23 protein-coding genes are annotated in these 20,036 nt (G+C 49.5%); 10 read left to right on the plus strand and 13 right to left on the minus strand.

Going from position 1 to position 20,036, the window contains the following annotated elements:
* The first annotated feature begins 106 nt into the window (after positions 1-106).
* Positions 107-427 (plus strand): DUF6464 family protein, encoded by a 321-nt coding sequence (locus tag NDI45_RS02610; RefSeq protein ID WP_348246111.1) that lies wholly within the window; start codon positions 107-109, stop codon positions 425-427.
* Positions 428-476: 49 nt separating this feature from the next.
* Here NDI45_RS02610 and NDI45_RS02615 read toward each other — a convergent pair whose 3' ends face one another.
* On the minus strand, positions 477-1,349 hold the full coding sequence (locus tag NDI45_RS02615) for a hypothetical protein (RefSeq protein WP_190793030.1): 873 nt from the start codon (positions 1,347-1,349) through the stop codon (positions 477-479).
* Between the two features lie 587 nt (positions 1,350-1,936).
* On the opposite strand from NDI45_RS02615, the gene NDI45_RS02620 reads away from it, so the two are divergent.
* The 3 genes from NDI45_RS02620 to NDI45_RS02630 all read left to right on the plus strand — a co-directional run bounded on the left by NDI45_RS02620 (position 1,937) and on the right by NDI45_RS02630 (position 4,097).
* Positions 1,937-2,920 (plus strand): endonuclease/exonuclease/phosphatase family protein, encoded by a 984-nt coding sequence (locus NDI45_RS02620; RefSeq protein ID WP_348246113.1) that lies wholly within the window; start codon positions 1,937-1,939, stop codon positions 2,918-2,920.
* A 101-nt stretch (positions 2,921-3,021) separates the two neighbouring features.
* Positions 3,022-3,408: a hypothetical protein gene (locus NDI45_RS02625; protein ID WP_348246115.1), complete on the plus strand. Its 387-nt coding sequence runs from the start codon at positions 3,022-3,024 to the stop codon at positions 3,406-3,408.
* A gap of 287 nt (positions 3,409-3,695) precedes the next feature.
* Entirely contained in the window at positions 3,696-4,097 is a 402-nt protein-coding gene (locus tag NDI45_RS02630) for a hypothetical protein (protein WP_348246117.1), read from the plus strand.
* On the opposite strand, the gene NDI45_RS02635 is transcribed toward NDI45_RS02630, so the two are convergent.
* From NDI45_RS02635 to NDI45_RS02665, 7 genes are all read right to left on the minus strand, one after another.
* A complete protein-coding gene (locus NDI45_RS02635; RefSeq protein ID WP_348246119.1) occupies positions 4,086-5,684 on the minus strand; it encodes a gamma-glutamyltransferase family protein in 1,599 nt (532 codons plus the stop codon). The two genes, NDI45_RS02630 and NDI45_RS02635, sit on opposite strands and share 12 nt — an antisense overlap.
* Positions 5,685-6,468: 784 nt before the next feature.
* The gene (locus tag NDI45_RS02640; protein ID WP_348246121.1) at positions 6,469-6,894 is read right to left on the minus strand and encodes a CoA-binding protein; all 426 of its coding nucleotides are present in this window, start codon (positions 6,892-6,894) and stop codon (positions 6,469-6,471) included.
* Positions 6,887-7,606: a hypothetical protein gene (locus NDI45_RS02645; RefSeq protein ID WP_348246123.1), complete on the minus strand. Its 720-nt coding sequence runs from the start codon at positions 7,604-7,606 to the stop codon at positions 6,887-6,889. Before NDI45_RS02645 ends, NDI45_RS02640 begins: the two co-directional genes overlap by 8 nt.
* 33 nt (positions 7,607-7,639) lie before the next feature.
* Positions 7,640-8,167: a hypothetical protein gene (locus NDI45_RS02650; protein ID WP_348246125.1), complete on the minus strand. Its 528-nt coding sequence runs from the start codon at positions 8,165-8,167 to the stop codon at positions 7,640-7,642.
* Between the two features lie 188 nt (positions 8,168-8,355).
* Positions 8,356-8,718: an HPP family protein gene (locus tag NDI45_RS02655; protein ID WP_348246408.1), complete on the minus strand. Its 363-nt coding sequence runs from the start codon at positions 8,716-8,718 to the stop codon at positions 8,356-8,358.
* A gap of 47 nt (positions 8,719-8,765) precedes the next feature.
* Positions 8,766-8,891 (minus strand): hypothetical protein, encoded by a 126-nt coding sequence (locus NDI45_RS02660; protein WP_277879046.1) that lies wholly within the window; start codon positions 8,889-8,891, stop codon positions 8,766-8,768.
* A 54-nt stretch (positions 8,892-8,945) separates the two neighbouring features.
* Positions 8,946-9,668, minus strand: a complete 723-nt coding sequence (locus NDI45_RS02665) for a dienelactone hydrolase family protein (RefSeq protein WP_348246127.1) — start codon at positions 9,666-9,668, stop codon at positions 8,946-8,948.
* Positions 9,669-10,159: 491 nt separating this feature from the next.
* Between NDI45_RS02665 and NDI45_RS02670 the strand changes: the two genes are divergently transcribed.
* The gene (locus NDI45_RS02670; RefSeq protein WP_190790618.1) at positions 10,160-10,480 is read left to right on the plus strand and encodes a hypothetical protein; all 321 of its coding nucleotides are present in this window, start codon (positions 10,160-10,162) and stop codon (positions 10,478-10,480) included.
* A 109-nt stretch (positions 10,481-10,589) separates the two neighbouring features.
* Here the strand turns inward: NDI45_RS02670 and NDI45_RS02675 are convergent, their stop codons facing one another.
* The 3 genes from NDI45_RS02675 to NDI45_RS02685 all read right to left on the minus strand — a co-directional run bounded on the left by NDI45_RS02675 (position 10,590) and on the right by NDI45_RS02685 (position 12,925).
* Complete coding sequence (locus NDI45_RS02675; RefSeq protein ID WP_190790617.1) at positions 10,590-11,057, minus strand: orange carotenoid protein N-terminal domain-containing protein; 468 nt, start codon at positions 11,055-11,057, stop codon at positions 10,590-10,592.
* A gap of 360 nt (positions 11,058-11,417) precedes the next feature.
* Complete coding sequence (locus NDI45_RS02680) at positions 11,418-12,233, minus strand: ion transporter (protein ID WP_348246130.1); 816 nt, start codon at positions 12,231-12,233, stop codon at positions 11,418-11,420.
* A 263-nt stretch (positions 12,234-12,496) separates the two neighbouring features.
* Positions 12,497-12,925 (minus strand): VOC family protein, encoded by a 429-nt coding sequence (locus tag NDI45_RS02685; RefSeq protein WP_348246132.1) that lies wholly within the window; start codon positions 12,923-12,925, stop codon positions 12,497-12,499.
* Positions 12,926-13,153: 228 nt separating this feature from the next.
* Here NDI45_RS02685 and NDI45_RS02690 point away from each other — a divergent pair, with 228 nt between their 5' ends.
* The 3 genes from NDI45_RS02690 to NDI45_RS02700 all read left to right on the plus strand — a co-directional run bounded on the left by NDI45_RS02690 (position 13,154) and on the right by NDI45_RS02700 (position 16,151).
* Complete coding sequence (locus tag NDI45_RS02690) at positions 13,154-13,957, plus strand: TIGR00297 family protein (protein WP_348246134.1); 804 nt, start codon at positions 13,154-13,156, stop codon at positions 13,955-13,957.
* 346 nt (positions 13,958-14,303) lie between these two features.
* Positions 14,304-14,576 carry a GlsB/YeaQ/YmgE family stress response membrane protein gene (locus NDI45_RS02695; RefSeq protein WP_190792944.1) on the plus strand — a complete coding sequence of 91 codons (273 nt, stop codon included), beginning with the start codon at positions 14,304-14,306 and terminating at the stop codon, positions 14,574-14,576.
* Between the two features lie 720 nt (positions 14,577-15,296).
* Positions 15,297-16,151 carry an aldo/keto reductase gene (locus tag NDI45_RS02700; protein ID WP_348246136.1) on the plus strand — a complete coding sequence of 285 codons (855 nt, stop codon included), beginning with the start codon at positions 15,297-15,299 and terminating at the stop codon, positions 16,149-16,151.
* A 12-nt stretch (positions 16,152-16,163) separates the two neighbouring features.
* Here NDI45_RS02700 and NDI45_RS02705 read toward each other — a convergent pair whose 3' ends face one another.
* Positions 16,164-16,868: a glutathione S-transferase N-terminal domain-containing protein gene (locus NDI45_RS02705; protein WP_190792942.1), complete on the minus strand. Its 705-nt coding sequence runs from the start codon at positions 16,866-16,868 to the stop codon at positions 16,164-16,166.
* Positions 16,869-17,172: 304 nt separating this feature from the next.
* The gene (locus tag NDI45_RS02710; RefSeq protein WP_348246138.1) at positions 17,173-18,762 is read right to left on the minus strand and encodes an ABC transporter permease subunit; all 1,590 of its coding nucleotides are present in this window, start codon (positions 18,760-18,762) and stop codon (positions 17,173-17,175) included.
* A gap of 269 nt (positions 18,763-19,031) precedes the next feature.
* On the opposite strand from NDI45_RS02710, the gene NDI45_RS02715 reads away from it, so the two are divergent.
* Both NDI45_RS02715 and NDI45_RS02720 read left to right on the plus strand, forming a co-directional pair.
* The gene (locus NDI45_RS02715) at positions 19,032-19,814 is read left to right on the plus strand and encodes an amino acid ABC transporter ATP-binding protein (RefSeq protein WP_190792940.1); all 783 of its coding nucleotides are present in this window, start codon (positions 19,032-19,034) and stop codon (positions 19,812-19,814) included.
* The gene (locus NDI45_RS02720) at positions 19,811-20,029 is read left to right on the plus strand and encodes a hypothetical protein (protein WP_348246141.1); all 219 of its coding nucleotides are present in this window, start codon (positions 19,811-19,813) and stop codon (positions 20,027-20,029) included. The genes NDI45_RS02715 and NDI45_RS02720 overlap by 4 nt, the downstream gene beginning before the upstream one ends.
* Positions 20,030-20,036: the final 7 nt, after the last annotated feature.

Raw genomic sequence — 20,036 nt, forward strand, 5'->3', positions numbered from 1 at the left:
CCTTATCTCCCCATTCCTTCATCCATCCGCCGGATTGACAGACTCAATTTGCTGATTAAGCTGTAAATAAGCTACATCAACTTATCCAACCACTTTAAAAACTGCTGTGATAGTCACACTCTTCATTTTTATTGTGGGTTTAACACCATTTCTTGCTTCTCTCTGGATTTTGCGTCGGGCAGATGCTCAAGTACAGGAACGTCTGCGACTGGCGATGGAATCGGTTTCAACACGCGGGCTGCCCAAATTGGGACTTTCCCCCGACCATCACTACGTCGAGGGCATCGGCTACATGATTGGCGACCTGACTTGTCAGTTTAATGCCCGATCGAGCTATATGCGCTGCGCCGTGAATCCGATGGGTCCATGCCAGGAATGTTTACACTACCGAGAGCGAGAGCTGCCCGACCTGGATCTGTCTCTCTAAGAATCTAGGGGTTTTTGGATCAGCAACCCTGTTATGAAGCAAGACCCTGTTAGCGATCGGCTCTTGCACCTGCGCCTTCGGGAAGGGGCATCGGGCGGGGTTGGAACGGCAGAGGAACATACTGCACTGAGGGGCGACCTGTCATCGGCTGTGGATAAAGATCCATGAGCTGATAGATTTCTTTGGGCAGCCCAACGGTAATCGGTAATCCCATGTCTTTTGCTTCTTCGACCGTAATGGGATAATCGTGGGTAACTTTGCCCGTCGTAATGGCGTCAATAATTCGTTCGACTTGTTCCGGGGCGATCTTTCTCTGAGGAAATTCGTCTGCCAGAAGGGTGCGAACAAATCGCTGAACCTGGGTGATCGCTTTACGCGCAATATCTGCCGTGATCAGGGTTTGATCATCAATTTCGCTGATCGGCTTTTCTTCAACGACCTTGATTACACTGGCTGCGGGAATGCTGCCAAGCTGCGGATCGACCGGACCCAGCACTGCGTTTTCGTCCATCACAATTTCATCGGCTGCCAGAGCCAGCATCGTGCCGCCGCTCATTGCATAGTGGGGAATAAAGACGGTGACTTTTGCCCGGTGGCGAATCAAGGCTCTAGCGATCTGTTCGGTGGCAAGCACCAGTCCTCCAGGCGTATGCAGAATCAGATCGATCGGCACATCAGGCGGGGTCAGGCGAATCGCCCGCAAAATTTGCTCAGAGTCTTCGATCGTGATGTAGCGCGAAAGAGGAATTCCCAACAGACTAATGGATTCCTGCCGATGAATGAGCAGAATCGTACGGCTCTGCCGCTTCTGTTGAAAGGTTTGGATCGAGCCTAGCCGACGGGACTCCACAACTCTGCGTTGAATGATGGGTTGAAGGGTTGAAATAACAATGAAAATCCAGAATAAAGCGGAAAAGCCCATGCCAGCTCCTTAGATAGATGTCTTTACTTAAGTAAGGGTTTGCGAAACAGCCGTGAATCAGCCTGTGAACCAGTGAGCGAATTAGTCAACGGATTGGTCAGCGAATGAGCAAATGAACGGGTTTGTGAAACGCACTTTCAAAACCACAATCATGCAATAAACCACGCTGAGGGGAATTTGGCTGCGTTTTGATGCTAAAGAATGCTGAAAGAAGTACCAACTATCCAAAGGGGCAGATTACGTTTGATGAAGTAGAAGCAGGAATGATCGTTATCCAATGATTTTGAAATAATGTTGGAATGCTTTTGGAACGTATACCGATATATGGTTTTTTCATACTAATTCGCTGTAGGTTGAACAATCTTTCTCTCTTTGGTGAGATTGTCTTCTGGCGATCGAATTGCCATAATTCACGCACAACAAGTGATTGTAAAAACGAAGTGCCCCCGGTTAGCGAGTAGCTGGGGGTCGTCCTATTAGAACTGAAGCTCAATCAGATAAATCGAATAAGATCCGGTGCGTGGATTCGGTATGAGCTTTATTTGTTCGCTATAGTAATCTCTAGTGAACCTGCCTGAAGCCACCCCATGCGTCATTCTTTTCGCGTTGGAACCTTTAATCTCTATAATCTGCTACTGCCCAACATTCCTTATTACGAAAACCGTCGCTATAGCATCGCCGAATATGAGCGGAAAAAGCAATGGATTGCAGCACAGCTCAACCGGATGCAGGCAGACATCGTAGGATTTCAAGAGGTGTTTCATCAGGAGGCCTTAGAAGAAGTCCTGACAGGAATACCAACTTACGAAGGTGCAGCGCTGATCACAGGCGATCCTAACGGAGAAAAGCCAAGAGTTGCACTGGTTTCTCGGTTTCCCGTCCTTCGATACGAAATTATCGATCGCTTTCCGGCGGCTGCAAGATTTGATTTAGAAGACATACTGATTCCGCTCGATCGCTTCGCGCGTCCGGTAATTCGGGCTGAGGTTGCAATTACCAATTCGCTGGTTTGTACCGTTATCGTGGTGCATCTCAAGTCAAAGCGCCCTGTGATTTCAGAAGGAAAAGATCGGCATGATCCGATCGAAATTGTGAAAGGACAAACCCGTGCCCTAATTCAGCGAGCAGCTGAGGCGATTGCATTGCGGGTGCTGCTAGTTGAAGTCCTGCAAAAAACTCGTCATCCGGTCATTTTGATGGGCGACATTAATGACAGCGATCGAGCAGTGACATCGCGCCTGATCTCAGGAGACCCCCCCGACCCTGACTGGCAGCATGAGTATAAAGAGGTCGTGTGGGATGTGCTGCTTTATTCTGCAAAAGAGATTCAGGCAAGACAGACTCGTGGCGACTTTTATTACACGCATTTGCACGATGCCCACTATGAAAGCTTGGACCATATTTTGGTGAGTCAGGAGTTTATGCTGCAAAATCCCAGGCACATCGGGCACGTCAAATATGTCTCGGTGCTGAATGATCATTTGATGGATAAAAGTTTGATGGATCATCCTGTAGAGGTCTGGAAGTCGGATCACGGTCAGGTGGTCGCGCAGATCGAACTGCGAAATTAAAGCAGATTTTGAGCGGGTGATCGCAGCGATCGAGCTAAGATAATTACAACTCATAAAGAAATTTGCCGGATTGATTGCTGTTTATCAAGATTGATTTAGCCATGCTGTCAGATCTGCTGCCATTCCCGATTCGTCTCGATACTGTCCTTTTAACTGGAATTGCGCTCTGGTCACTGGCTCTTTATCTAGGCTTCTTTCCGGTGGGCGAATGGGTAATGGAGCAGTTGACCCGATGGATGAACTTTGCCGATCGATCGCTCTACACCTCGGCTGAGGAATACGAGCGCACCCGTAAAGGACGCGAATCCCAGAATGCCTTTTATGCGTCGCTGCTGAGTATTGTGCCGTTTTTGGGTGCAGGCGGAATCTGTAACTGGCTGATGGAGCTGAGCCTGGGTCGCAGTTGGGCGATCAGCGTGGGCATTCTTGCCTGTATTGGCTGCGGCGTGTATGAGCTGGGCAGGCGGGACGGTCAGTCGATCGATTGAGAATTTTTGCAGTTGGGCACAGGTTACTTAATTTTGAATTTACCCGTAACGCTGTGTTTTTATTTAACGCTGTGTTTTATTCGATTGCCTTACAACGGTGCTTTGCAACAGTGCCTTACAACAGAGAGATGTCCTGGGTTGTGCAGGCTTGCTATAGTTGCACTCTAATCTTCAGTTTTTCTAATCTCTAGTTTTTTTAATCTCTAGTTTTTCTAATTTCTAGTTTTTCACCTGTGGCTCCTATTGGGCAATGCCTGCTCTACAGAACAAGACTTAGAACTAGGACAATGAAAAAGAAATTACCGCAAAAGAAGTGGACTTTTGTTGGGGCGATCAGTATCCTTGCAGCACTGTTGACCCTGCTGTGGCAATCGCCCGCCCCGGCACAATTTGGACTGTCGGATTTTCGGCTGAATCAGCTTTCCTCGGAGGTGGCTGCCCTGCGGCTTCAGGTGAGCCAGCTTCAGGCTCAGATAGGTGGGAGTGTCAGCCGTGCCCCGGTGACATCGGCTCCTCGCATTGCTCCTCCTTCCCAAGCCCAGACGAATTCTGCCCAGTTCGATCGCCTTGCCACGCTAGTGATCGAGCTAGGTGAGCAGGTAAGAGCCATCGACGATCGCCTCAAAGCAGTCGAAGCAAGATTCCCCCAAGCATCACCGCAACCCGTCCCGCCCGCTTCATCCCGCTAGTGCCAATCCGTCTGCTCTGGGTTCAGAAGCAGCAATCAGCACACCGTTTTGCCGCACAATCATTTGTCCTTTGCCGAAACTTCGGCCTTCTGCGGTCAGGTGAATGTCATGCCCTCGATCGGTTAATCCCAGAGCGATCGATCGGGCTACGGTCTGTTCTAGCCACACCGTTTTGCCGTTTGTGAACTGCCAGCGCGGGGCATCGAGGGCAGCCTGCGGATTCATGCCATAGTCTCTCAGGTTGACCATCATTTGCAGATGTCCCTGTGGCTGCATGTGCGCCCCCATCACGCCCATCGGACCGATCGGCTGATTGCCCTGCGTTAGAAAACCGGGAATGATCGTGTGAAACGGACGCTTTCCGGGGGCAGCCTGATTTGCGTGTCCGGGCTGAAGGGTAAAGCCTCTGCCGCGATTATGCAGCGCGATGCCCGTTTCGGGAACTAGAATGCCGCTGCCAAAGCCCATGTAGTTCGACTGAATAAACGACACCATGAAATCCTGATCGGCAGCTGCCAGATACACCGTGCCACCCTTAGGCAGATCAGCGCTGGCAAATAGGGCACGATCGCCAATCAACTGACGCCGCCGCGCCGCATAGGTTTTATCCAGCAAGTCCTGCGGCTGCACCTGCATAGTTTCAATGTCGCTGACGTGCTGATGCACATCGGCAAAGGCTAGCTTCATCGATTCAATTTGCCAGTGGAAACTGTCTACCGAGTCGCGGGGCTGTTTTGATAAATCAAATCCTTCCAGAATATTCAACGCCATCAGCGCAGCGATTCCCTGTCCGTTGGGCGGAATTTCCCACAGCGTTATTCCCCGGTAATCTGTGGAAATAGGCTGCACCCAATCTGCGCGATGCTGCGACAAATCCTCCTGCGTAAGCAAGCCGCCTGTATCGGAAGCAAACGCCGCAATTCGCTCAGCCAGCTTCCCGCGATAAAAGCTTTCGCCCCCGGTGGCCGCAATGTCGCGCAGCGTTTCTGCATGTGCCGCACTGCCCCAAATTTCTCCGGCACGGGGCGATCGTCCTTGGGGTAAAAACGTCTGCTTAAACCACTGAAATTCCGGTTCGGTTGCATGGGCAAACAGCGACTCGGTCCATTTCCAGGCACGGGCAGTTTCCGGGGACACAGGAAAACCCGATTCGGCGTAGCGAATTGCAGGCGCGAATAACTGCTCAAACGGCAGCTTGCCCCACTTTTCCCACAGCGTTCTCCAGGCAGAAACCGCTCCCGGCACGGTGACAGACAACCACCCCAAATCCGGCACTTGCGTCATGCCCTCAAAGCGATCGATCGTCAGATTTTGTGAACTTCTGCCCGACGCATTCAGCCCGTGAAGCTGTCCATCCCACACCAGCGCAAACGCATCTGAACCAATGCCGTTAGAAGTCGGCTCTACAACGGTGAGGGCGATCGCCATTGCAATTGCCGCATCGATCGCATTACCGCCTGCCCAAAACATTTCCATGCCTGCTAAAGCCGCAAGCGGTTGACTGGTTGCTGCCGCATAGTTGCAGCCCATCACGACTCGCCGACCCGAAGCATAGGGATATTCAGTTAGATTGATCGCTGGAATCATTGGCCGGAATCATTGGGGAGAAACAAAAGAAGTGTCAGTGAACGCTGATCAAGGGCGGGGCACAGTAGGATGAGCAAAGGAAAATAGAACAGACGAAACATAAGCTAATTATCCTGAAGTGGAAACTGTTTCGCATTGCTCAACATCCTGCTCCCAATAGATACCCTGCCCCGATAGACAGCGCTTCGCCGCTGACTTGCCCGATAATCAGAAAACTATCAGAGCCGTGCAAAGCTGCAAGAACATCTTCCTGACTGTATCAGTTTTTTAGCTGAACCAGTGGATAGGAGGGGTTCAGTATAAACATTAGTCAGTATAAATATTAGGATGAGCCAGAAGTCGTAACGCATTCACTATGGACGCTGTTGAATTACAAAAAAGATATCAGGCAGGTGAACGGGATTTTACCGGAGTAGATTTAGCAGGTGCTAATCTTGCAGACCTTGTACTCAACGACGCAAATTTTGATTAAGCAAACCTGAGCAGCACAAAGTTGAATTGATTGCACTTAGAACGGGTCAACTTTAGCCACGTCCTGATGAATCGTGCAGGCCTACAAATGCAAACTTGAGCAGAGCAGATTTAACCGAGGCAGATTTCAGTGCTGCCTTACTGATTCGTGCCAATTTGACAGATACAATATTCACGAAAACGATTCTGAAATGGGCATCGCTCAGCCAGGCCACTCCCGCTGACCTTAATTTGAGTCATGCCATTTTAGACAAAACCTTATTGCCAACGGTTCAGCGCTGGAGCGATAGCGGCTACAAAATCAAGCGGAACACTAACGCGATCGCCCACTCAGCCCCAAACGCAAATATTCAATTTTGATACAGGCATTCATTAGGCAGGTTAGTCCGTGGTCGGCTGCCATCTGAGCCGCGACAGGGCTAGAAATCCCCGACTGTGCCCAAACTGTTTTCGCGCCAATCTCGATTGCCTCCTGCACCACCTCTGGCAGAAATTCCGATCGTCGAAACACATTCACCAGATCGATTGCCTCTGGAACTGCGTTGAGCGTGGGATAGCAGGGCTGATCCTCAATCACATTAAGTGCCGGGTTCACCGGGTAGACGCGATAGCCCGCCTGCCGTAAAAAATGGGCGATTTGATAGCTGGGACGATCGGGGCGATCGGAATGCCCTACAACGGCGATCGTTTGCGTCTGCGTGAGGATTTGCCGCAGATGATTATCAGTTGAATCAATCATGGCTACTGCTCGAATCTTCGTGAATCCATAGGGCTAAACCGCCGCCTCGTCCTCGCGCTGCGATCCAGTCTGGCGTAACGCTGAAAAAGGCAAAGAACGGCAGCTTAGCAATAGACATCTGTTCAAACTGTGCGGCTTTGGTTTGCCCACCGCGGAATCCGATTTGGAAGACTGTTTTTCCAAAACAATCGATGGCAACTTGCGTGAAATCAAAGGCAAGCAGGTTTTTCTTGCCCAGATACTTTGCTGGACCTGTAAACCGAAGCCGCACTGCACCCAGGCTGATTTGATTCGTGATGATGCCCTGCCCAAATCCCGCTGCCACTGCTTCTGGAGCAGCAAAAAAGCCAATCTGAGCAGGAGTCCACTGCGGCAGGTAAACTCCTTTTTTTAAGCGAATGCCGCCTCGTGTTTGTCCTTTCGTTTGTCCCTTGGAGGGCGATCGTTTTTTTACGCCAGTGGTGAAACAGAGCCGCCATTCCCCCACCAAATCCGCGAACGGATACTGAAGTCGCTGCTGTTTTGCAGCAAGTTCTGCCTGAAGCAATGCTTGAACCACCGCCTCGGCTGGGGGACGATCGATCGCAGTTTCTCCAGAAGGCTCTGCTTGCTGATTTGCAGTCAGTTGAGCGGACACACGATAGGATTTTGCTGCCTGCGATAGCACCTGAACAAAGTCGGGAATCGCAGCAGGGGAGAGATCCGTTGCCATTATTCAGGCCTGATTGAAAAAATAAAGTAAGGCTTAGCTGCGCTTTTGCCGACCCCGCGTAGAACGAGTCGCTGGCTTATTGGCAGTTGCACGGCTGCTCTGACCTTCTTTTGCACTGGCGGCCGCGGTGCGAGTGCGGCGACGAATCGGTTTCCGCTCAGCTTCCTCAGTCTCTTCGGGTGCAGCGGTTTCCGTTTCCGCTTCGGTTGCCTCTGAAGTATCTATCTCTGCATCATCGGTTTTGCGAGTGCGGCGTGTGCGGGTTTTGGGAGCAGCAGTTTTGTCTTTGTTGGACTGCCGCCTACCTGCGGGTACATAGCTCTTGAGCGTGGTCGCGCTAATTTCGATTCCTTTCTCAGTTAGCATTTTTGCTAAATCATCGTAGCTGTAGCCTTTTGCCAGAGCTGCCTGAATTTGGTCACGCAATTGACCGACTGCCTCACGCAACGACAAATTCTCTTTCGGTTTTTCCGGCAATTCTTGAAGATACGACCCTGCTTGTTCAACAGACTGTTTATTCACATTCACGGCTTTCGATCGTCCACGGGTTGCTGCTGTCATATTGGATTAACCAGAAATGAAGTGATATGTCAATCATTCTATGGTGAAACAGCAAAAGTGTGAAACATTTTCAACACAAAAGTTTCATCGGCAACAAGATAAATTTGAATCGCCGATGATAAAAAGGAAGATAGACTTGCCATCTCTGCTTAGAAGCCGGGACAAAATGGAAGTTGTATCTTGAGGGTTCAGGAAGAACGATCGTATGCTGGCAGAATCCAAAGCGTAATTCGTTCCAGTAAAACGAGTGTCGCCGTCACCGCAATCGCCAGAAAAAATAGAATCAGGTGCGTTTCGTTGTGGGCACGAAGAGCAAAGCTGAGGGAAGCCGAAACGGCAGGCGGATGAACAACATCAAGAACAATCATCAGCACGATGGTCATCACCAGAGAAATTCCTGCCGCAAGATATCCGCTACCAAAGCAGAGCAACAATACCCAGCCGATCATGGCTGCCATTAAGTGAGAAATGGTCAGGGTGCGAACAGTATTCGTTCCGTGCTGTGGATCGAGATAAATCAAAAACGCGCTGAATGCCAGAGATGCAAACAGTAGCCGCTACTGGGACAGCACTTCGACAAAAGCAAGCACACCTAAAACTACTGCCGTCGGCGCAAAAGCAAGCGCAGGCTCTCCGCGCCAATTAAGCCGCTGGCGTAAGGAGCGGTTTGCCCCTTTAAAAGGTCTTTGGCTCGATCGCTGCTGCCCCATCTTAGTTCCATCATCGTCTGACTCAAAAATAGATTTTCATTCGTGCTGCTGTTCGCAGTTTAGGGTGGCTACTCGATATTTTGATTAAGCTGTTCGATCAGCCAATGTTGAACGACTGATTCAACTTCATCCGCAACCTCATCCAAACCATGGCCAGCGTCCGGGTAGAGAATGAGCTGCTTTGGCTCAAGGGCGTGCTGATAAATCTGCTTTGAGCAGGCAGGAGACAGCACTGGATCAGCCGTGCCGTGTAGCAGCAGCAGCGAGCAGCGCGATGCCAGTTCGGGAACCGCTTCCGTGCCGTAGGACTGGGGCGCAAGGGCAATAACCGTTTTTACCGCCAATGTCGCCGCCGCCGCCTGAATGACTACCGCTCCGCCAAATGAATGTCCAACGAGGGCGATCGCCTCAATGCCCTGATCCTGCAAAAATCGGATTCCCACCAGCACATCCATTACCGAGAGGTCGAGTTGAGTTGGCTGACGGTAGCGCACCCGCAAAGAAGCAATGCCCGATCGCAATAAAATCTGCGCCAGTCGCGGATAAAGCTGCTGTGCCGGACTGTCCCAACCGCCACCTACACCACCAACCCAAATTACTCCCTGAGTTGTTTTTTCTACCGCTTCGTCGGCACTGTCTGTTTTTGCGGCATCTGTTTTTGCAGCATAGTATTGACAGTGAATGATTGTATTGTTGAGCGTAAGCTGAACCGGACGGTAGCCATCGGACTGTTGCTCTCCAATTTCCGCGTGTTGCGGCATCAAGTCCATGAAATTGTGAAAGGTCTGCATTGCTTTACTCAACTTACACATTCACAGAGTAACTATGGGTTAGTGTGTCGCTTCAAATCCGCAAAAGCCTCTGCCCGTGGTTGAGAAATTGTAACAATCGAACGGTTACAGCTTAATTCATCAAAGGAAGCCAGACTCATCAACGTCGATTACTTTAAATTACAAGGGTGAATTGCGAGGGTAATTTATTGAATTAACATGAGCCAGCATCCTGTAAACCCACAAAATGCCATTTCTTCCACTCATCATATGCATCAAGCGATCGATCAACGTTCTGTTATCAACATCCTGCTGAGCGCACAGAACAGAGTGTAAAAATGCCGAAAGCAATAGCGGCGAGATTGCCAGGTCAACATCGATCGAATCTTTGCATGAATCTTTGCATGAATAAATTTAGGCACTGCAAGAAGAAATTCGATCGCTTTGCTCAAAGCCAAACTTATCGCAGGATGATTAAAAGCAAGATTGATTCAAATTGACGCAATTCACCTATGACTCAGCCCAACTCTCAGCCCAACTCCCAGCCTCTCACGCTAAACCCGCCACCGGAATACGAACTCAAGCTCCTGACTGCTCTCGCCTATTTTTTAGGACGCAGTCTTTCTGCACAGGCGTTGGCTTGCCTTAGTATGTATCTACGCCAGTCCGAGCCGCGCATTATGTCTCAGGTGCGCTACTACGCCCACAAAGCCGGACTGCATGAATATGACCTGCTGGACTTAATTTTTGAGCATCCCGATCGCGCTGACGAGCTGCTGAAGCGGGCAGGAAAGGTGCATCAGCCGCAGGATAGGGATGTATTTGAAGAGTAAATCTGAACTAAAAATCGGGGGAAACCCAATTCCGGCTTTCGTCGGTATCAGGAATTTCCCCCTTTAATCAAAAACGCGCTACATCCTCTCGCACTATATTCTTTCTACATTATCTATCGATCGGCTGCGCGCCCATTGCCACCACTGCACTGCGGGAAAAGTTAATGCGCTGCTCAAAGTCGAGGCTCTTGATCGATTCACTAAAGCGATCGGTTTCAGAAGGAAGCTGATAATCCGAAGGAACTTGAATCACAGAACCCTCATCCATTGCCTGAGCAAGCTGGAGCCAGAAGCTAAGTTTTGCGCTGGAGCTGAGCGCACTGTAAGCATGGCTGACATCCGTATCGGCGCAAGCAATAATATTGCGCTGGGCTTCGAGCTGCTCTTCGGGAGAGAGAGCCTGAATTTGATCCACCAGCGATCGAGAAATCGCGTGCTGAGCCGGGTCGTTTGTCGGGGTGAGCTGATCTTTCAGGTCAAGGTAGCCATACCACAACAGCGCGAGTTGAGTATCAGCATCAAAACCCTGGAACATTTGTAATGCTTCATTCGTTTGCTGGTCGGCGGTAAAAGTCATAAATCATCTCCTGATTCATTTACAAAAAAATTACAGAAAGACGGAAATAAAAACGCCCTGTCAATCTGTGCTGAAGTTAACAAATAGAGATTCAAGGGATAACCGCACCCTGGGCAGAGATCGTCTTTGCAGGAAACCTTCCTTAATTGATTTAGAAATGATTCAATAGACGGACATCAATTTGCAGTTTGTCCTTTATTCGCAGAACCCGACTCCTTCTCCCCTTAGAAGCAAGAATCGGGAGTCCAGTCAGTCCAGGGTTCCTCGCCCCCAACAGGAGAGCAGCAGGAGCAGGCTGAGAAGGAGAGCAAATCCCATAGGAGACGATCGCCTAGCTAGCGTTTAAGGAATGGCATCTCGTTAAAAGTGAGCTTGAGAAGATTTCACCTGCATTAGCGAATGACCGCAATTTTTGCAGAATTTCGCATCGCGATCGTGGCTCTCTAAACCACACGCTGCACAAATTGTTTCAACCTGATTAGACGTTTTAATCAACTGTTTGATCAAATCGCCTAACTGCCAGGGAATCAGCGCGATGCCGGTCAGGATCATCAGCACCGTCAGCAATCTTCCCGTCTGAGAAATCGGCGTGATGTCACCAAATCCCACGGTTGTCATCGTTGCTACCGAAAAATACACTGCATCTAAAAAGGTCGTAAAGCGATCGGGATTGAGCGGATGTTCAACCTGGTAAATCAAGCCAGAAAAGATAAAAATAATTGTGAATAGCGTGAGCAAAATTCGAGCAAAAATCACGCTGTCTTCGCGGCTCACATAACCAAAAATTGTCTTCCCCTCAACAAACCGCAGGAGGCGTAAAATCCGAAACCAGCGAGAAATGCGGATGAATCGAATATCGATCGCCGTAAACAAAAACGGTAGAATCGCGACTAAATCAATCAAAGACGCAAGACTGAAGAAAAAGCGAACGCGATGCTCGGCACTCCAGAGGCGCAACAGATACTCGATCGTAAACAGAATCAGGATCGCCGTGTTAAGGAAATTCAGCTTTAGCCGCACCGGTTGGGGAATTGGATAGGTTTCTGCCACAAAGCAGGCGGAAGACAACAGCACTAGCCCCACGATCGTCAAATTAATTGCTTTACCGATCGCAGTTTCAATGTCTTCTAAATAAAAGCGAACCGTTTTTCGCAGTTCCGTTATTTGCAGTTTCATGGAACAGAGGCATCACTGGCAGAAGCTGGCGTTTCAGGATCTCTTGCAGATTTGCAGTCCAGCATCACCCCAAATCAATACAGCGAATGAATGCAGACTGATAATACCAGTTCTGATGACGATCAAGACGATCGCCCTTGCAGATGGCAATTTCATTGTTTTTGATTAAATGATGTCTTTTTACTTATCCGCAGATCGCCAAGTAGCTTGCCAAGTAGTTTACCAGGCAACCTGCTCTAGGCTGCTGTTCAAAGAGCGCGTCATCATCGATCGCCGATTCGAGCCAACTGCGCCTCACCAAAAATCGCAGAAGGATGAACATAATACTTAAATTCCATCAGATTATGAAAGGGATCTTGCAAAAAGAAAGTGCGATGCTCTAGGAGCGAATCTCGAAAACGGTGCTTTGGCTGCTGATAAAACATTAGCCCCTGCTGCTGTGACCGCTCTAGCAAGGCTTCCCAGTCAGACTCCTGCATGAAGACCAAGCCAAAGTGTCGTGGATAAATACCCTTCTGCGGAGTCAGTGGTTCTTCAGTGAGATGAGCAACAAGCTGATGTCCATAAAGGTTCAAAATGATCGATTGAGCATTCTCGCGTCCGGCAGTGCAGCCCAGACCCCTGACATAAAACGCTTTCGTTTGGGCAAGATTACCGACAGGGAATGCCAAGTGAAATAAGACAGAATCCATCGGGTTAACTCCTGATTAAAAGGGTGGGGAATTCAGGCAATCAGATTGCTTACTCTGCTGTTCTTGACTCTGCTGTTCTAAAGAGCACACGCTGTCTTACATTTCTTTAGAACAGAAAACTCACTCAAAAAATTATTCTAAGCTTATTCATCAGGTCATTCTGTAGCCAAAATGAGTTTGATAACCCGTTAGGCGATCGACCAAAAGAAGCACTCAAGGAAACAACTCATGGCAATTTCCCCTGTTCTGCTCAATACGCTAATGCCCTGGCTGGTCGCAATCCTGATCAACACGCTGCTGCTCGGTGTGGCATGGCTGCTGCCCAAAAAATTGCTCACGCCTGCGGGATACGTTCATGCTTGGGTGCTGGGGGTTGCGCTATGGGGCACGCTAGGCTGGCGCGGCTATGGGCTAATGCTGTTTTACTTCCTGGTGGGGTCAGCCGTCACACGTATTGGCATGGCAGAAAAAGAAGCCGCCGGAATTGCCGAAAAGCGATCGGGCGCAAGAGGACCCGAAAACGTTTGGGGATCGGCTCTGGTGGCAACCCTCTGCGCACTAGGAACTTACGCGATGACAACCTTTTATGCCGATCACAGCGATTTGTGGGTTAGAAATACCGTGCTGCTGCTGTATTTGGGCTACGTTGCCAGCATGAGTACCAAACTGTCAGACACCTGCGCCAGTGAAGTCGGTAAGGCTTATGGGAAGCGCACCTTTCTCATTACCACCTTTCAGCCCGTTGCTCGTGGAACCGAAGGAGCCGTCAGCTTGGAAGGAACGATCGCCGGAATTCTGGGTGCTGCTGCGATCGCAACAGTCGGTTGGGGCTTATCGCTGATTCCGCTGATTGGCATCCCGATCTGCTTGGTTGCTGCCCTGATTGCAACTAATCTAGAAAGCGTGATCGGCGCAACGCTGCAAACTAAATTTGACTGGCTCACCAATGAACTGGTGAACATTCTCAATACGCTCATTGGCGCAGTTGTGGCGATCGGTCTGGCGTTGCTGATTCAATGGGCAGGATTGTAACGCCAGGCAAAATTATGATGCCAGGCAAAATGGTCATGCTAAGCAGAATGATCATGCGATGCTGATTCGGTAAACTGCCATTCCCCTGAATTCGTCTTTTCCCCTGCACAAACCGAATTTTGTGTCTCGTCTGGATTTCCATCCTTCTTTGTGAATAGAGCAGCCTTTCCCACCCCGTTATTACTCAGTGTTTTGATAGAGAACGGACTCACTGCAACTATCCCTCTTGTGGGAAGGGTTTTATTTCTTCCGATAGTTCAGACAGCACTCGGTAGCTGTTAAATTTATGTGTAATGAAACGCAAAAGTTCAATCTTTCATTACTCGTTTTCACAAGGAGAATCAAGATGAATATTCTGGCTTGGATCGTATTAGGTTTGATCGCTGGCGCACTGGCTAAAGCAATTTATCCCGGTCATCAGGGCGGCGGCATTCTGGGAACCATGATTTTGGGAATTATTGGTGCTTTTGTTGGTGGCAGCGTCTACAATCTGCTCACGACTGGATCGCTTTCCCTTACCGCAGCAGGTTTGAGCATCCCTGGTGTCATTGTTGCAATCATCGGCGCGATTATTGCTCTGTTCATCTACTACTCGATCGCTCGTCGTGGTGCTTACTAAGCGAAATTGAGCTTTACCACTCAAATGCTGAATCGGACTGAATAAAAACGAACCAGAACATCATGCGTAACAATTACGCAGCATATCCTGCAGATGTCAAGGGTTAGCAGTCTACTTCAGCCGCATTCAGTAACAGCTTAGATAAATAATAGTTCAGCAATAATATAACTGGAGCCTCTGCAACTGCAGGGGCTTTTGCTTTGAATTGTTCCTTTATTTTGTTTATATTTTTGTGCTCCAGATAAGAGTAGATAATTTTTTAGGCTTAACACAATACCATAGGCTCAACACAATGCCAATATATGCAATGTCGCGAGCTCAATAACTTAGAAACAATTAATATTGTGGTTGATTTTTTATAATGATTGTTTTTATAACAATTGCTTTTTCCATAAAAATTTAGCCCCCACCTACAGGCAGAGGCTAAAACATGAATATAACCTGGCTTGGTTTATTCGGTGTTCCTATAAACTAAAGGCTAGTAGTAAAACAATACCTCTATCCATAGTTAGGGAATAGGCAGAAAAAAACTTCTCTAGAAGGACTCAGAATTTCGATCGCGATTTTACTGTCTCAAGTGCGATCAAATGATTTATCCAAACATTTATCGTTCCTAGAATCACTCAAGACCGATCGATACGTCTTAACCCTTTCCTTTGTTCTACCTTTCTTCTAAAAGTTCAGCGATTCAGCAAGCAATCCACCAATCGGAGAGAAATCATGAAAGCTATTGCTTTGCCTTCGGGTCAATCGATTCCCGTTTTAGGCATGGGAACCTGGCAGATGGGAGAGCGATCGCGCGATCGCCAAACCGAAATAAATGCCCTGAAGCACGGCATAGAGCTGGGAATTACGCTGATTGATACGGCTGAAATGTATGGCGAAGGTGGCGCAGAGGAAGTGATTGCAGAAGCGTTCACGTCGTGGAGCAAAGCTAACGCGGGTCGTCGGGAGCAGGTTTTTCTAGTGAGCAAAGTCTACCCGCACAACGCCAGCCGTCAAGGAACGATCGCTGCCTGTGAACGCAGTTTGCGCCGTCTCAAAACTGATTATTTAGACCTTTACTTACTCCACTGGCGCGGTTCAGTTCCCTTGTTTGAAACCCTGGCCGCATTGCAGACGCTTCAGCAAGCTGGAAAAATCCGAGATTACGGCGTGAGCAATTTTGATCTGTCTGATATGCAAGAAGCTCGATCGCTGCCGGGTGGAGAATCGATTGCCACCAATCAAGTGCTGTACAACCTGATGCGACGCGGCATTGAATGGGATCTGTTGCCCTGGTGTCAGCAGCACGGCGTTCCGATCATGGCATATTCGCCTGTTGAGCAGGGTCGCTTGCTGAAAAACCGACAGCTTGCGGCAATTGCGGAACGGTTAGGCGTTACGTCTGCTCAAGTGGCAATCGCGTGGCTACTGCACCAGGATAATGTGATCGTCATTCCCAAAGCCAGCGATCTCGCCCACGTTGAGCAAAATCGAGCCGCACTTGACCTGAAGCTATCTGCCGCAGATTTGCACGAACTCGATGCCCTCTTTCCGCCGCCGTCTCGTCCAGTGGCTCTGGAAATGCTGTGATCTTTGGAAGCATTACTGCTCCGATTGCCCAGATTTTGCGGTCTGACCAAACAAAATCTTTTTGCTTTCTTCGGTCATTGCGCTCGGATTGCTGAAGGGTTGCCCTTTTTCGTAGGCACGCACCACCGCCGCTCGATCGCGAATTGCGTTAAACCATCGCTGCACGTTGGGGAACTCTTCCAGGTTTTGCTGCTGTCGCTCGTGGGGCACAATCCACGGATAGCAAGCCATATCGGCGATCGAGTAAGCCCCCGCCACAAATTCGTGCTGCGCCAACTGACGATCGAGAACCCCATACAGCCGATGCGTTTCTTTCACATAACGATCGATCGCGTAGGGCAACTTTTCCGGGGCATACTGTACAAAGTGATGGTTTTGACCTGCCATTGGGCCCAATCCGCCCATTTGCCAGAATAGCCATTCTAAAACTGCCTTTCGTCCGCGCAGCTCTGCCGGAATAAACTGTCCGGTTTTCTCTGCGAGATACAGCAAAATTGCCCCGGACTCAAATAAAGAAATCGGTTCACCGCCGTCTACAGGAGCGTGATCCACGATCGCAGGCATTCGGTTATTGGGCGCAATTTTGAGAAAGTCTGGCTGAAACTGATCGCCCGCACCAATATTAATTGGAATAATGCGATACTCCAATCCTGCTTCTTCTAAAAAGATAGTGATTTTGTGACCGTTGGGAGTGGGCCAGTAATACAAATCGATCATGGCAATGCCTGATAGAAAATTATCTTCACCTTAGATCATGGAGATAAAAAGCAGGATAAGGTGACAAGGTGACTTTGAAAGCCGTGTATCTAGAAGGCTGTTTAAGCAGGCTTTCAGTTGGAGTTTAAAGGCTTGAGCTCCCCCTAAATCCCCCCTTCCACCAGGGAACTTTGAGCCGTTAGAACGTTCTGTTGCCACGGGAATGCCTGCATCAATTCGGTTTCCTTTTTTAAGGGAGGGTAGGGGGAGTTCCCAGCACTTCTCACGCTCATCCACTCCTTCCCCACCCTTTCTTAAACCACCCCTAACGCTGACGCACCGCCCCAGCCGGAACTCGATCGGTTCTCTCGCGCTGGGCACGTCTACGGGCAACAGGATTCATTGCTCGCTCGATATAGCTGAACGCTTGCGACGACAGCAGCGTCAGCAACAGATAAATCAGCGCAACGGCGGCATAAATCTCAAACGGACGATAGGTGGTCGCTACGATGAGCTGTCCTTCCCGGAAGAGTTCCTCGAAACCAATCACGGCGACTAAGCTGGTGTCCTTGAGCAAGGTAATAAATTCGTTGCCTAGTGGAGGCAGCATCCGCCGCAGCGCTTGCGGGAAGATAATGTGGCGCATAGTTTGAGTTGAGTTTAGCCCCAGCGATTGTGCCGCCTCGGTTTGACCCACCTCGATCGACTGAATGCCACCGCGCACAATTTCAGCCATATAAGCTGCCGCGTTGAGACTCAGGGCTACGACCGCCGCTAGGAATCGATCGAACGAAAACTGAATGCCCAAGCCCTGAAGCACTGCCGGGATGCCAAAGTACACCATAAAAAGCTGCACCAGCAACGGTGTGCCCCGGAAGAAATCGATATATGCTCTGGCGAGCCAGCGAATCGGCTTCACCTTCGAGAGACGAGCGATCGCAATCAGCGACCCCAGCCCTAGCCCTACAACCACTGAAATAGCAGCCAGCGCAACCGTCACCACCGCACCGGCCAACAGCGTCGGCATTGCATTCAGGATTGTCCCGAGCCAACCGATCGATCGGCTGGTCTGCTGCTGTGACCCACCCTGCTGCTGGGAACCTGCCTGCTGCGCGGCGGCAAGAACAGGAGCCACTTGCGGCAATTGGGGCGGCGCGGTGTTAAACCATTTGCGATAGACTCGCTCATAGGCTCCGTTCTGAAGAATTTTGCCTAATCCCTGGTTAATGAGCTGAAGGTTTTCTGATCCTTTCGGTGTGGGAATACCATAAAACTCCTCACTGAGCAAATCGCCCGTCAGTTTCAGTCCATTGATATTCCCTGTATTCAGAGCAAAGAGCATAATCGGCGCATCCGCTACCACCGCATCTACGTTGCCGTTACTCAACTCTTGTAGAGCCAGAGCAGAGCCATTAAACGTGCTGACCCGTGCCCCTGGCACTTTCTTGATTTCCTCGGCTCCGGTTGTGCCAATTTGCACGGCTACTTTTTTGCCGTCTAAATCTTCAAGACGGGTGATATCCTGCGTGCCTTCTTTGACGGCAATTGCCAAACCTGCCTTAAAGTAAGGGCGAGAAAAATCGACGGATTCCGCCCGTTTTTGCGTAATCGTCATTGCCCCGATCGCCGCATCGACTGATTTAGCTTGTAGAGCCGGAATCATGCCGTCAAAGGCAATATTTTGAAACTCGACATCAAATCCTGATGCCTTTCCAATTTCCCGAATCACATCAACATCAAATCCCTGAAGTTCACCGGATTGTGATGTGAATTCAAACGGAGCATAAACAGGTTCAATGGCAACAGTTAAGGAGCGTGGCGCAGTTGCATGAGCCGTTCCTACAATTAAGATGAGCAGGAAGCAGCACAACCCTGAGAGAAACGATCGCCAGCGATTCAATCCTTTAATTTTCATAGAATTCGTTTTGTTTAATTTGATACAGAGTAGAGGTACAGCAACGGTTTCAACCGATCCTCAATCGCCCTTTAGACCAAAACAGGCAACGACAAAATCGTCATCATTACCTGAAAAACTGATCAAAATCCTCTCAAAATCCTCCTTCCAGAAGATCGAAATCATCAGTTACTTCTTCTATAAATGGTCTAATAGCAAAAAACTTTACTCCGTCTAAAGTCCAAATTGCTTCTGCCGTAGGTTTGAGTGAACCCATTTGAGTAATTGTTATGACAAATAGCCTGACAGCTACCCGCGCAATTCAATTCGACCAAGTTGAAAAAAACTTTGGTGCTCTTCAAGTTCTCAAAAGCATTAGTGGATATGTCAACCGAGGCGAAGTCCTTGCTGTGATCGGGTCTTCGGGCTGCGGCAAAAGTACACTGCTACGCTGTCTCAACCGTTTAGAAACCATTAACGGCGGACGAATCGAGATCAACGGCATGGATCTTTCCCATCCCAACCTGAGCAGTAGCCAGCTTCGGCAGCTTCGCTCGCAGGTCGGCATGGTGTTTCAGCAGTTCAACCTGTTTCCGCACCTGTCGGTGGTTCACAACCTGACGCTGGCTCCGCAGCAAGTTTTAGGACGACCCAAGCGCGAGTGCGTGGAGCGGGCGCACTATTACCTGGAAGAAGTCGGACTGTCGGAGAAAGCAGACGCCTATCCCGACGAACTTTCTGGCGGACAGAAGCAGCGCGTTGCCATCGCCCGATCGCTTTGTATGGAACCCAGCGTTATGCTGTTTGACGAACCAACTTCTGCTCTCGACCCGGAACTGGTCGGCGAAGTGCTTGCCGTCATGCAGCAGCTTGCCGAAAATGGCATGACAATGGTGGTCGTGACGCACGAAATTCAATTCGCCCGCGAAGTCGCTCATCGCGTCATGTTCCTGGATAAGGGACGAGTTGCCGAAGAAGGCGATGCCAGAGCCGTGCTGACCAACCCCCAAAGCGATCGACTCAAGACCTTCCTGCAGAGGATGCGCCAGGATCAGATGCAAACTGTTTCTTGAAGATTTCAGGTGTTTTAGCCCCCCAAATCCCCCAATTATGGGGGACTTTGAGTTTTGCAAGCCTTCAAAGTCTGGAGTTTGATATAGATTTAGATCGTGATTCAGCGATGAAAATTTCTGGGGCGCTTAATGAGCAGTTGTCTACAACAATGATTGTGACGCGCTATCAATGTCCTCTTGCTTCTTCGCTGGGCAAATCAGAGTTTGGTGGATAGTCGTGAT

The organism is Leptolyngbya sp. GB1-A1 (assembly GCF_039962475.1).
In the GTDB taxonomy this organism is placed as follows: Bacteria; Cyanobacteriota; Cyanobacteriia; order Elainellales; family Elainellaceae; genus Leptolyngbya_A.